Below are 12,986 nucleotides of genomic sequence, written 5' to 3' on the forward strand. Positions count from 1 at the left end.
ACGCCGCCGCCGAGCGAGACGCCGCCGCCGAGCGAGACGCCGCCGCCGAGCGAAACGCCGCCGCCGAGCGAAACGCCGCCGCCGAGCGAAACGCCGCCGCCGTCGGAGTTTTCGGTTCGATGGCCCTAAGTCGTGCGCTGCCGCGCCCTGTACGGGCGCGGCAGCAATGAAGTCATTGGTTCTACTGGGGGAAAATTCACCATGAGCAATTCGGCTGCCAGAGTCGGCGACGCGATCGGCCATGGCGGAGCGATCGTGACCGGTTCGAGTGACGTCTTCACCAACGGGATATCGGCCGTCTACGTCGGCTGCGTCGCGGTATGCGGCGTTCACTGCTCGGCCCAAGCGGTCGTCGTCGGTTCGGGATCCGTATTCATCAACGGTTCGGCGGCGGCTTTCGTCGCATGCTGCACGTCTTGCGGCGCCCCGATTGCGTCGGGATCGGACGACGTGTTCATCGGCGGGTAACGGGAGTTGGAATGAGTGGAATTGGAGGATTGGGCGGCGTGCTTGCCGGGTTGCAGGGCACGGTACTGGAATCGCTCGACGCCCCGCCTCGCATCGATCGCCATTGGCAGCAGCCGGGCGATCTGGCCGGCCGCTACGGGGTCGTGCGGGCGTTGTCGGGCCTGCTGTGCGAGTCGGTCGACATGGTCTCGGGCAGCAAGGTCTGCCTGCCACGAAACGAGGTGGATTTCATGTTGCCCGGCCGCTTGCCGATCGGCTGGGCGAGGTTTTATTCGAGTGCGCTGTCTGTCGAGGGCATACTCGGGATCGGTTGGCGGACCAGCTGGGAGGCGACGTTGCTGCGCCGGGACGACGGCCGGCTCGATTACGTCGACGGGCAGGGCCGGATCGTGTCGCTGCCGATGCCTGAACGCGGCAGCCAGTACGTCGTCTCGTCGGAGCAGCTTCACGTGGCCCGGTTGGCGGACGACCGGATCGTGATCGCCGATCTCGTTCCGCATTACAGCGTGTTCGGGGAATTCGACGAAGATGGCGTCGCACGCCTCAAGTATGTCGAGGATCTGGGGCGCCGCCGGGTCGGCTGCATCTGGGACGACGCGGGTCGCCTGCAGCGCATGAGGGGAACCTGCGGCCATGAATTGCGGATGCACTACGATCGCGACGGGGCGCGCCTGACCGGCATCGAATGCGTTGATGGTGGACCGACGGGCTTTCTCGTGCGCTACGCCTACGACGAGCGCGGCCGGCTTGCCGAGGTGCGCAACCGGCTCGGCGACCTGGTGCGAGGCTTTGCGTACGACGACAACGGTCGCATGGTCGAGGAGACCGGGCCGCTTCGGCAGACCGTGCGCTACACGTGGCAGACGATCGGCGGCATGTCGCGCGTGATCGAACGCACGACATGCCGCGGAGCGCGCGAGCGCTGCACGTACGAACTGGCCGAACGAAGCGCGCAGGCGACCGACGTGTTCGGTCATACGGCGCACTGGCAGTACGACGCGCGCGGCAACGTGCTCGCATATGTCGATTTCGACGGACGGCGGTATGCGTTCCAGTACGACGGTGCGGGATGGCCGACCGAGCTGACGTTGCCGGGTGAGCGCCAGGTGCGTGCCGTCAACGACGAACTGGGGCGGCCGACTCACGAGGAGGCGCCGTTGGGCGGCGAGCGATCGACGACCTACGCGTTCGCGACACGTGAGCCGATGAGCATTCGCCTGAAAGACGGCCGGTCGTGGCTGTGGCGTCGGGACGATGAGTTGCGGCCGACCCAGGTTCAGTCGCCGTCCGACGGCATCACGCAGATTACGTATGCGGAACAGGACGGCATACAGGTCCGCACCGACACGCACGAGCAGCGTGGCGCCGTCACGCTTGAATGCGACGGGCGCGGGCTTGTGTCGAAACGGACCGATGCCGCCGGTCGCACGGTGACGTGTCGTCGTGATTCCAACGGGCACGTCGTGGAAATCACCGATCCGCTCGGGGCCGTGACGCGTATCGAGCCGGACTTGCTCGGGCAGCCGTTGATCGTCACCCTGCCGGACGGCAGGCAGGAGCGGCGAATCTGGAACGCCGCGGGCCAGTTGACCACGTCGATCGGCTGCGACGGGCAGGCGCGGCACTGGCATCGCGACCAGTACGGATGCGTGGTGCGCGCGGTGGACGAGGAAGGAAACGCCACCGTGAACGAATTCGATGCACACGGCCGGAGGATTCGCACCGTCGCCGGCAACGGCGGGATTCAACGCCTGACCTGGGATCCGGTCGCGCGGTTGACGTCGATCGTCGATGCGGACGGTGTGACGCGCTCGTTCGGCTATGCCGCATCGGGCGATTTGGTGCAGATCACGTCGACGTCGGGCGAGCAGACACGCATCGAAACCTTCACCAGCGATGCGCTTGGACGCATCGTCGGCCGCGACACCGAGCATATGCGCTATCGCTACGCGTATGTGCGAGACGGCCTGCTGGGGATGATCAACTGCCTGCCGACGGAAGCAGGGGCGGCGATCGGCGTGGAGCCCGACACCATCCGCTTCGAATACGACTCAGCCGGGCATTTGACGGCGGAGCACGGCATGCACGGGGCCATGCACTACGCGTACGATGCGGCAGGGCGGCTCGTCGCCGTGACGCTGCCGGACGGACACGTCGTGAAGACGGAGCGTGACGATGCCGGCGCAGTCGTGCTCACGGGGCTGAGCAGCGGCGACGATATTCGCGGTGTCGCCGCCTTCCGTTACGATGCCACGACGCGTCAACTATTGCGCTCCCAGGGGGACCTTTACCTGCGTTCCGTTTATGCGGACGCCTGGCTCGAGCGCTGGTTTGCAATGACGGTGATCCGGACGCCCGACAATGAGATGCTGCCAGGCGAAATTGAATTCTGGCGGGAGTTTCGCTACAGCCCGGCCGACAATCTCGTGCAGGTCGACGATCGCTATGGCGGTCGCACCCATTACGATTACGACCGTCGCGGCTGCCTGCTGCGGGCCGTATCGGACGAGCTCGGCATCGAGTACTTCACGTGGGATGCCGCAGGCAACCTGCTCGATACGCCGCAGGTCGGATGGCAGCTCGCCACCTATCCCGACCATCGGCTGCGCGAATATCGAGGATATCGCTACGAATACGATGCCTGGGGGCAGGTCGTCGCCAAGCGCAGCGCGGCGGACGAACAGACGTTCACGTGGGACGCGGACGGCCGGCTGATGAGCGTGCAGGGGCGGCGTTGTGTGGTGCGTTACCGCTACGATGCGCTGGGACGCCGTGTCGGTAAATCGGTTGGGCAGCCGCAAGCGGGAGGGGCACAGTGGCCGGATGGTAACGCCGAGGTCACGCGATTCGTCTGGCAAGGCGAGCGTCTCGTGCAGGAAACGACGAACGAGAGCGTTCGGACTTATCTGTATCAGCCGGCACGGGACGGTGTCGTCGGTTACGCGCCGCTCGCGTGCATCGATCAGCAACGCAAGGAAGACGGCACGTTTCACGCGATGCATGTGTACCACTTCCAGACCGATCTCGCCGGCACGGCAGTCGCGTTGACCAACGAGTCGGGCAAGCTCGTCTGGAGCGGGCGCTACAAGGTGTTGGGGCACGTGATGCCGTGGACTCAGCTGGCGACGCAGGTACGGCAGCCGTTGCGGTTTGCGGGGCAGTATCTGGACGACGAGACCGGGCTTCATCTGAATGGCCGCCGCTACTATGATCCCGACACGGGCCGCTATCTCAGCCCGGACCGTTCCGCACCCGCGGGCGTGAGCCCGTATCGCTACGTGTCGAATCCATTGAGCGTCGCGAATCCGACCGGTCGTGCCGTTTCGCTGAGGCGGCCGAAGGCGGACGTTGACGGCGCGTCATGCGAAGACGGCACGATTGATCCGTGGAGGAGGTTGACGGGCGATGTCGATGAACTCGACGTCGTGTCTTGCGGCGGATGGCTCGCATGGCTGGACCGATAGACGGGACGAAGTATTGAAGGGGGGCGGGTCGCCCCCCGGAATTTCGCGCCGGCGCTAGATCGATCGGTCGAATTCGCGCAGCAGTGTTCCGTCACGGTCGAACAATTCGATCTTGTAACGGGTGGGAACTCGTTCGAATTCGGATGCGAAGTACAGGTGCGTGTCGAACCACTCGCTCTTGATGTTCTTTTGAAACTGGGCGGCATCGAGCGTTTTGCAGTACACCATTGCCCCGTCCTGCGCTTGTGCGCTCATTCGAAAATGATCGAGTTGCGGCAGGATATCCGTGAACCGGCTTTGATGTGCCCAGACGCGAAAGTCATGTGCCCGCAGCAGCATCGCTTTGCATTCTTCCGCGGATTCCCAGGCGTGCGCATCAGGCATCGGCGGCTGGCCGTCGAGCGTTTCCCGGCGTACGCCGCGGTGGGCGAAGCTGATGCCGGCGTAGGCTTCGTACTGTGCGAGCGTGCGCTCGGTTCCAAGGCCGTAGGGGCCGAAATCGACACCCTCGCATGATGTGCCGTCCACCCCGAGAAGCGCCCGGTTCCGTTCATACGAACGGGCGTTGCGCTCCTGCCAATTCTTGGTGACGAGCCCGCTTGCCTGCGCTTCGGGCGTGTGGTCGTTCCATATCTTGGCGCGACTGGCGCGCGTGTATTCGTGCCAGGCGAGCACGCGATGCGGGAAGTACAGATCGTAGCCGTGCGTGAACGCGCGAACGGCGATCGAGATTTCCTCACCCAGAAAGAAGTAGTCCGGATCGTGCCGGACGTCCACGGCGAAATGCCCGTCGGCAAAAGCGAAGTGGGCGCTGTAGAACGCGCTCGGGACAGGCTCCTCCAACGCTTGCCAGTCGTGGAGCAGCCCCGAACGAATCGTTACCACGCCTTCCGGCATAAAGCGCTGGAAATACAGGCCGGTCGGGACATGCTCGAGCGTTTCGCGTCCCCTGCCGGGCTGGAATGCGGGCAGGTAGGTGGTGAGGAGCGGCTTCGCGCTGCGCGAGCGCAGCGATTCGAGCATCGAGATGGCCTGTTCGTCCCATGCGTCGACGAAGCAGTGGTGAGAGTCGAGTTGCAGCGTGTAGCGCTCGTTCCGGTACTGCTGCTGGATCAGGTTGCGCGCCCAGCAGGCGCCTTGGGACTGCTGGTGAGGCACGTCGATCAGCTCGATCGTTGCGTCTCGATAGGAGAGCGTATGCGTCGCGAACTCGCCATCGTAGCGCGCGTGCCAACGCGAGAAACCGTGGGCGAAGAAGGTGCCGATGGCCTCGTCCAGCGCATGCTGCCAGCACACGACGATCCGCAGCCGGTCGGGGTGGACGGCCCGCTCGATCAGGTCGAGCAGCGTCGGGATCAGCTGCGGATCGCGATAGCTGGCGATCTGGACGAAAATGGTGCGTTCCATGGTGTCGATATTTCGGGTGTCGCGGAGGCGTTAGAGGATGCTGAGCGTGATGACCGAGGTCGCATCGATCTTGCCCGTGGTGGGCGGCTGATTGCCGACCCGCAGCACGGTGGCTTCGAGATCGAAGCCGGATTCCATCGCGCCGTTCGGCTTCTGCACGAGCGCGCTGCTCGCGTCGCCGGGCTTCAGCAGCGCGCCGGTCGTTTTATCCTGCAGGCGGATCGCGAGGTGCCGGGCGCCCGTGTTCTGGATCAGTGCGGGATCGTCCGTGTCCCGAGGTGCGCTCAGCGTGGCGGTGATCGACGCGGGGGGCGTCGGACCCGAGCAGAGCACCCGGAAGTTCACGGCTCGTGTCGGGCCTGTTGTCTGCGAAACGTCATAGGGGCCGAACTGGCCGAAGTCGATGTTCAGCGTACTGCTGTCTACGCGGCAACTCGGCAACACTCGGAGCGACACGTTGCCGGAGTAGATGTTGGCGACCGCCACACCGGGATTGCCATCGCCGTAGGTTCGCGCGAGATGGCCGAAGGTGGCCGTCGAGAAGCTCGGGATGTCGTTGCTGGTCTTGAACAGATCGACGCGGTATTTCGCGCCCTCGCCATAGTTGACCGGCTGAGTGCCGGGGTAGGACGGTTGTTCCTTCCAGTTGTTCGTATAAGGCACGGCGCTTGTGCTGCCGCTGGCGCGCACGTAATTGAGCTGGAACCCGACGCCCGGCACGTTGGTCGCGTAAATCTTGTTGCCGAGTGGCGAAAGGGTGGGAGGGGTCAGGAAGTCGACGATGATCGCCCCGGTCGGTGGATCGCAGGCGATGAATATCAAAGCAGGCGTGGTAGCCGATTCGCCGGTGACGATCTTGCTGCCGATCGGCAGATCGGGGTCGACGTCGACTGTACCGGCGGGAAAGCTGACGTTGAACGTCGTCAGCTGCTGGCTCGGTATGTCTTTATCCATCCAAGTGATCAATTCTTCATCTGTGATGGGCCGACACGACGCCAGCACGGCCGGCGACGCGGCAAGCAGGCAGGCAGCGGTTAGGAAAGCGCGGTTTTTTTTCATCATGTGACCCTGTGATGGAGACAATGAAACGTGGTCGGGCGGATCGGCGGCGCTCAGATGTCGATGGCGTCCCACTGCGCGAGAAGCTCGGCGGGGATCACGCCCGCAAGCTCCGAGAAGCGCTTGCCGACCATGCGTTCGGATTGCCGGAGCAGCACGATGACGGGGCTGCTCGGCTCGTGTTGCTCGAACCACCGGCGCGTCTCCTGAATCGTCGCGAGCGCGCTCCAGCGATCCGTCGGCCGAGTGTCGGGCGCCGTCCGGGCCGGGGCGCCGGCCTCGCGCATCGCCGTTTCGGCGGGCGCGCCTTCGGTTGCATCCGGCGCCGATGCCGGTTCCGCCGGCGCATCGGACGAACTGGAGGCGGCCGGTGTGCGACCCGCGTCGAGGGCCGTTTGCGCGAAAGGCTGCAGCAGTTTCACGATGCCGTCGAGATCCGGCGCATCGGCCTGCAACGCGTCGCGCATCCGCGTGGCGATCTCGGCGACGGCGCGTTGCGCGTCGGCCAGCGCGACGATCGTCGGGTCGCGCCGGTTCCACAATTCGCTCAGCAGCCGGCTCGCCGACTCCGGCGCGAGCGCATCTTTGGCGCGCGGGACCGCGAACGCTTTCTCGATGTCGCGCAACTGCAGCTGCAGGCCGGCGGTTTTCGGCAGCGGGATATCGCGGGCGTCCGCCAGCGCCGCGTCGGTATCCGCCAGCGCGGCGATCGCGTTCGAGTAGACGATCGGATCGCGCTCGCCGTCGAACACCGGCATCGGATGCAAGGTCTCGCCGTAGCGCTCGAGCATCTGCTGCAACAGCGCGATGCCGTCGCGCAAACCTTCGGCGCCGCTTTGACGGATGCGGCAGCGGATCAGGATCGTGAGCAGCCGGATGTCCTTCGTGCGCAGCAGCAGCGCGCGGCAGTCGCGCTCGGCCTCGGCCCAGTTCGCCTGTTGCGGGGCGTCGACGAAATCGCCGTATTGCGCGTCCGTCCTCGGAATGACAGCTGCTTGCAGCATCACGAAGGCCGGATCGTATTCGAGATCGGGACCGCACGGCGCTTCGGCCGAAACGGGCTCGAGGAGATCGGCGTAGCGCAGCACCGCGCCGGGTGTATTGGCGTTCATGCGGAATGCTCCAGTTGATCGCAGTATTGCTCGGGCTCGAACACCATTCCGACGACGGGTTCGTCGTCCATGGATTCGCCGAGCCAGGTCGAGTAGCCGAGCCGATGCGAGCTGTCGGCGCGCGCGGGTGGGGCCGCGCGCGGCTTGACCAGCAGCTTGATCTCCCACGCATATTCCAGGCCGACGAACGCGCGGACCCAGTCGACCAGCGTGGGCAGGTCGTCGCCGTGGGGCGTCAGGCGCAGGTACTGGTCGAGATCGAGCGGCCCGATCACGAGACGGAACTTGTGCTGGCAATCGGGAATCATGTCGCCCAGCAGCGCGCCCTCGCCCATGATGGTCGACGGCGCGGGCGCGCCGAGCAGGCAGCGTTCCGGGCCGGCGATCTGAATCCAGTGCGGCACGTATTCGTCGACCGCCACCGGCACGCCGAAGTAATGAGACAGCGTCGACGCGAGGCCATCCGGATTGCGCGCTTCGCGCACCAGGTGTGCCGATGCCGCATAGCGTGCATGCGGAGGCGGGTGCGTGCGTGCCGCTTCGGCGGGATCGGTGCCCATCAGGCTGCCGACATAGAACGAGAAGGTCTCGTGCTCAGGCCGGTCGAGCGAGACGGTCGCCTGCGCCGATGCCCACGCCCGGTAGAACAGCGTGAGCGCACGGTGATGAAACAGGTTGGCGAACGCGATGAGCGTCTGGTCCTGCTGGCTTTCCGCACGGCTGTACGCCAGTTCCGTCATGTGCAGCGGCAGCGGACCCTGCGGCCCCCAGAGCCCGAGCCCGAAGAGCCGGACGTCGAGCCGGCCGCCCCGCACGTCGAGTGCCGCGACCTCGCGCGGCGCGAACGCCATCGACGGCTGCTGGCCGACGCGGAACGGCTCTTCCCTGGGCAGGCGGGCCTTGCCGGGAAGCGGCATGGTCGTGTCGCGTGCGCTGATCGTGCGCAGCAGGCTGAGGAAGCCCGCCTGCCACGGCGTGCGCTCGTCGAACCACATGTGCAGCGAATCGGGGTGCAGCGGCGAGCCGTCCTTGATCGGCGCGGGATCGAACATGTCCATTGGCTACACAGCTCCCCGTCCGCCCATGCGCGGCTTCCATCGCGTCACGAGCCCACGCTGCATCGAGCGAAGCTCCGTTTCGGTAAAGACGTTGATCGACACGTGCCGCGACAGGTATTGCTCGAGCACGAGACCGAACAGATAGGGGCTCACGCCCGAGAAGCCGGTCTCGTCGACCGTCAGTTCGCAGCGGACGCCTCGCCCATATACGAGCAGGCCGTGTCCGGGCAGGCGCCGCACGACGGGTTCGGTGCGCGCGCCGACCAGGCTCTCGATCTGCGTGCACTGCTCGCGCTCGCTCGTGCCGACGAAGAGCCGCAGCATGTTGCGCAGTGCCTGGCCGCCGTCGCGATGGTCGAGTTCCGCAAGCGGCATGTAGTTGAAACTCAGCTGACGAATCAGCCGCCACGCGGTTTCGCCCGTCGCATACGGCTCGCGGGGCGTGCTCGGCGGATGCACGAGGCTCACGCCCTCGATCGGCACCGAATCCTGCATCGTGAGGTCGTTGAATCCGTTACGGGGAATCAGGCGCGGCAGGTCGCGATTGGTCAGCCACGCGTCGACGGACAGATAGCGGATCGAGTCCGCGTACGGCGCTTCGGCCTGGTCGACGAGCGAGACGAACACCTCGGTGCCGACGTATTGGCTGCGCGTACCGTATTTGCGCGCATTGGCCGACGTCGTGCGGGGTTCGCGCAGAATGGAGAAGTAGCGGCCGTAATTGCCGATGTCGCTGTGCAATGTCTGATACAGCGGGTTGAATGCGATTTCGTTCGACGACTCCGCCTTCTGGCCGAACACGCGCGATACCGAGAATACCTCGTAGTCGAGCGGCCGGCTGCGATCCGGGATGAGGTGGAACGCGGTCAGCGCACGGTTGATCTCGATCCGGTCGGTGCGCCTGGGAAACAGGTTGATGATCGGCGTGCAGAACAACTGGAAGCTCGACGCATCGACGTGCGTCACCAGTTCGTCGGGCAGCCGGTCCAGCAGCAGCACGATTTCCGCTTCCTTGCCGTCGATCGCCGACAGGCCGGCCTGCAACTGCGTCAGCGCGAAGAAATAGAAGCGCTGCCTGCAGGTGAAGTATTCGTGCAGCAGGTTGTGTCCGTGGAACGTATTCCACATCAGCGGCAGCAGGCTCTGATCCGGACGGAGACCCTCGAAGTCGACCGGGTTCTTCGCAACGACCGCGCAGTCGCTGCGCGCGGCGCCATACGCGCGCACGACCGATGCGACGCCGCCGGCATGGATCAATTCGAACAGATGCGACGCGATCCGTTCGTCGCCGCCGATATAGAGCGGCAGCCGGTCGAGCCCGGTGATCTGCGAGAACTTGACCTCGCCGACCGTGCGCAGCCGCAACCGCAGCGCGCCGCGCAGCCGCATGTGCGGCAGCAGGCTGCGCTCGAGGTCGGGAAGATCGGGCGGCACGGCGGTCAGCTTCGCGTCGACGATCTCGATCGGCCACAGCGTGATTTCATGACCGCTGCGGAACTCGCAGGCCGTCTGCTCTCCCGGCGGGATCGCCGAACGCAGCACGCTGTGGCGCGGCACCGTGAAGCCTTTGCTGAAATTGCCTTCGCGCAGGCTCGGGCGCAGCCGTGCCACCGCCATCGACGGCGTCGGCGCGACGTAGTTCGGGTACACGACCTCGAGCAGGCGTTGCGTGAAACGTGGGAATTCCGCGTCGAGCTTGAGCTGGGTACGAGCCGACATGAAGCAGAACGCCTCGATCATCCGTTCCACGTAGGGGTCGGCAATTTCGATGCCTTGCATGCCGAGCCGGCGGGCGATCTTCGGGTGCTGCGCGGCGAATTCCGCGGACAGCTCCCGCATGTAGGTCAGTTCGCGGTTGTAGTGGTCGAGAAATCTTGGATCCATGTCAGTGTCCGATGCGAGCGCCCGGATCGAGCGTTACCTTGTTCGTTTCGATGTCGAAGGTGCTCTGGATCAGGAATTCGAGTGGGTACGGCGACCATTGCATCAGCCCGCGAATCTCGAACATCAGCTTGTTGTAACTGGCGGCTTCGCGTCCGACGACGGGCCGGATCGCGAGCGACTCCGGCAGCAGGCGCGGCTCGAAACGGACGATGGCGGTTTTGACGAGCTTCTCGATCGTTTCCCAGTTCCGGTCGCTCAGGTAGCTCCCCGACAACGGCGGCACGCCGTAGTTGACGACGGACGCGGCAGCCTGCGGGTAGCGGGCGGCGTCCAGCTCGCCGTCGAGGTTGGTGGAGTTGAGCAGCAGCGCGAGATCGCGCTGAATGATGCGGCGCATGCCTTCGCCGTTCGGCGCATACGCGCTGGGCGTTTCGTGGCGCGCGTGCGGCGCGTCGTCCTGCAGCCGGTCGAGCAGGGACGGCAGGTAGGCGGGCCGGTGCAGGTCGTCAGGATGCCGTGCCATCTTCGCCTTCGTCCGTGAAGCGGCAGCTGCCGACGTCCAGCAGGCCCCAGTCGCCGCGGTCGGTCGTCCAGGTTTTTTGTCCGAGCGCGATCACGTTGGTTTCGCCGACGTCCTGCCAGCGGGTTTCGCGCGCGAGCCGGATCTCGGCGGGGCCGTGTTCCGAGCCCGGATAGCGGGTCGGCACGTAGCCTCTGAGCACCGTGGCGTCGCGCAGGATGAGCGTGGCAGGCCGCCAGACGAGATCGGTCAGCGTGCCGATCGGGGTAAGCGTCAGCGATTTGATCCGGGCGAACGGAATCCATCGGTAGCCGCCCGCCACGGTCATTTCGCAGACCGGCCCGAGCCGCGTGTCGCTGTCGGTCAGCCAGTCGAAGCCGTCCATTTCGGGGCTTTCGCCGCGGCTTGCCGGCGCCTCGTCGAGCGCCGCCCGGCGCAGCGCGTCGGCGCCTGCCACGTCTCCGGCGCCGAGGCGCGCGTTCGCCTGCAGCAACAGGTCGATCCATGCGGGCGCGGCGCCGTCGATGAAGCCGGGCGTGCGTGTACCGGCGAATACTTCGGCGCGGAATATCTCGCTCTCGATCAGCTCGCGATGCAGCTGAGCGCGCGCCGCGCCTTCGGGCTCGAGGGTCGCCCACGTCTGCAACTGCTTGAGCGCGCGTTCCCAGTCGCCGTCGACGCACAGCAACTGGAACAGCAGCCAGCGCTCCGACGCGTCGGAGGGGCGCCGGCGGACCGTTTCGATGGTCCGTTCCTTCAGCGCTTCAAATGACCCGGTATGCACCAGGTTCTGCTGCGTCGGTCGGTCGATGGCCTGCGTGGCCGGATCAGGGGCGTTCGTCGTCATGTCGTTCGGTCGTTGAAGTGTCGGTGATGGTGTTCAGCATCGGGAAGTGGCTATCGACACTGATCAGGTGATGCTCATGGCGCGCGAGCAGCGCCGCGGACGCGAAGTGCGGCCGCTGCCGATGCGCCGGAGCGAGCAGGAGGAGGACGTCGTGCCGCGTGTCGTCGACGAAAAGCTGCTCGGCGAGGAACGGATTCATTCCGTCGAGCACGAAATCGATCTGCTGGCGCTTGTCCAGCAGATCGTTCAACAGAGAGCCCGTCCGATAGCGGCCGGGGGCGTCGAGGAACGGATCGTCGGGCAGGGGCGCGGCGATCTGCGGCTGCTCGATCTCCTTCAGTTCGTGCGCATAGTCACGCTCGCGATGGATCAACGCCCGTCGGTATTCGGCGAGCAGTTTCTCGAGCGGATCGCCGTCGTCGGCGTTGGGCGATACCGGCGCGACGAGGCCGAGAGGTTCGTCGTCGAACACGGCGAGCGCCGCGCCGGCATCCGATTCCGCGCATGCCAGCGCGGCAAGGTCGGTGAACCCGGCCGGCTCGCTGCGGGGTAGCGCGTTGCCCAGCGCGGTCAGGTCGATGGACGGCGGGGTGTCGTCCAGCGCAACGGCGGCGGACGGCAAGCCGACGGTCAGTTCGTCGACGCCGACCGTGATCGTCGCGCCGAATGGGACTGCGCACGTGCCGTGTCGCGGCACCATAGTGCTGCCGACGCGGCAGGCGAGCGCCTCGCCGTGATTTTCCAGCCGGATGTCGCCATCGACGTCGACGGTGAAGACGACATGGCCGGCGAGCGCGTTCGCGTCGTCAGGCAGCGGAGCGAAATCGCCGGACGACGGCGAATACGCGCACCGCGCCGGGCCGATCGCGTGTTGCATCGGGGTGCGCGGCGAGCGGCCGCCCCGCCGGACGAGCTTCGCGAACGGAACCGGTGAGGTGTCGGCATGCACGCTATCGAACGGTGCGCAGTCGGGAGCACGAGACGCGTTCTCGCTTGTTTTCGACATAACGGTTGACCAGTAAAAGACGGAAGGGCTTTGGCGCGGCAGCATGCGTCGAGCTAATTCGAGATAAGAGACAGCTATCGATAAATCGATTATCTCGATAAATTTAAAATCCTGACCGGCAGGTTAATGGACATCTTATCGCGTGCTAATTTTGAGATATA

The 12,986-nt window shown here is 65.6% G+C and carries 10 protein-coding genes; 2 read left to right on the forward strand and 8 right to left on the reverse strand.

Features of this window, described 5'->3' with window-relative positions; all coding sequences use genetic code 11:
• Positions 1 to 201 precede the first annotated feature (201 nt).
• Together HWX31_RS11195 and HWX31_RS11200 are read left to right on the forward strand one after the other, a co-directional pair.
• A complete protein-coding gene (locus HWX31_RS11195; protein ID WP_080400576.1) occupies positions 202 to 468 on the forward strand; it encodes a PAAR domain-containing protein in 267 nt (88 codons plus the stop codon).
• A gap of 11 nt (positions 469 to 479) precedes the next feature.
• Positions 480 to 3,932 carry an RHS repeat-associated core domain-containing protein gene (locus HWX31_RS11200; RefSeq protein ID WP_174964435.1) on the forward strand — a complete coding sequence of 1,151 codons (3,453 nt, stop codon included), beginning with the start codon at positions 480 to 482 and terminating at the stop codon, positions 3,930 to 3,932.
• 54 nt (positions 3,933 to 3,986) lie between these two features.
• Here the strand turns inward: HWX31_RS11200 and HWX31_RS11205 are convergent, their stop codons facing one another.
• Genes HWX31_RS11205 through HWX31_RS11240 form a run of 8 tightly spaced genes read right to left on the reverse strand, consistent with a single transcriptional unit; the run spans position 3,987 to position 12,870 of the window.
• A complete protein-coding gene (locus HWX31_RS11205) occupies positions 3,987 to 5,339 on the reverse strand; it encodes a GlcNAc-transferase family protein (RefSeq protein WP_174964434.1) in 1,353 nt (450 codons plus the stop codon).
• Positions 5,340 to 5,369: 30 nt separating this feature from the next.
• Positions 5,370 to 6,401: a fimbrial protein gene (locus HWX31_RS11210; protein ID WP_174964433.1), complete on the reverse strand. Its 1,032-nt coding sequence runs from the start codon at positions 6,399 to 6,401 to the stop codon at positions 5,370 to 5,372.
• 50 nt (positions 6,402 to 6,451) lie between these two features.
• Positions 6,452 to 7,510 (reverse strand): type VI secretion system protein TssA, encoded by a 1,059-nt coding sequence (gene tssA / locus HWX31_RS11215; RefSeq protein WP_174964432.1) that lies wholly within the window; start codon positions 7,508 to 7,510, stop codon positions 6,452 to 6,454.
• Entirely contained in the window at positions 7,507 to 8,568 is a 1,062-nt protein-coding gene (tssG, locus tag HWX31_RS11220; RefSeq protein WP_059611889.1) for a type VI secretion system baseplate subunit TssG, read from the reverse strand. The genes tssA and tssG overlap by 4 nt, the downstream gene beginning before the upstream one ends.
• Before the next feature lie 3 nt (positions 8,569 to 8,571).
• Positions 8,572 to 10,452: a type VI secretion system baseplate subunit TssF gene (tssF, locus tag HWX31_RS11225; RefSeq protein ID WP_174964431.1), complete on the reverse strand. Its 1,881-nt coding sequence runs from the start codon at positions 10,450 to 10,452 to the stop codon at positions 8,572 to 8,574.
• 1 nt (position 10,453) lies between these two features.
• Positions 10,454 to 10,975 carry a type VI secretion system baseplate subunit TssE gene (gene tssE / locus HWX31_RS11230; RefSeq protein WP_059611886.1) on the reverse strand — a complete coding sequence of 174 codons (522 nt, stop codon included), beginning with the start codon at positions 10,973 to 10,975 and terminating at the stop codon, positions 10,454 to 10,456.
• A complete protein-coding gene (locus HWX31_RS11235; RefSeq protein ID WP_059616432.1) occupies positions 10,959 to 11,819 on the reverse strand; it encodes a type VI secretion system accessory protein TagJ in 861 nt (286 codons plus the stop codon). The genes tssE and HWX31_RS11235 overlap by 17 nt, the downstream gene beginning before the upstream one ends.
• Positions 11,800 to 12,870, reverse strand: coding sequence for a TagK domain-containing protein (locus HWX31_RS11240; RefSeq protein ID WP_244143732.1), 1,071 nt, complete (start codon positions 12,868 to 12,870; stop codon positions 11,800 to 11,802). Before HWX31_RS11240 ends, HWX31_RS11235 begins: the two co-directional genes overlap by 20 nt.
• Positions 12,871 to 12,986 lie beyond the last annotated feature (116 nt).

Origin of the sequence: Burkholderia ubonensis, from assembly GCF_902833085.1 — a bacterium.
Lineage (GTDB): Bacteria > Pseudomonadota > Gammaproteobacteria > Burkholderiales > Burkholderiaceae > Burkholderia > Burkholderia ubonensis.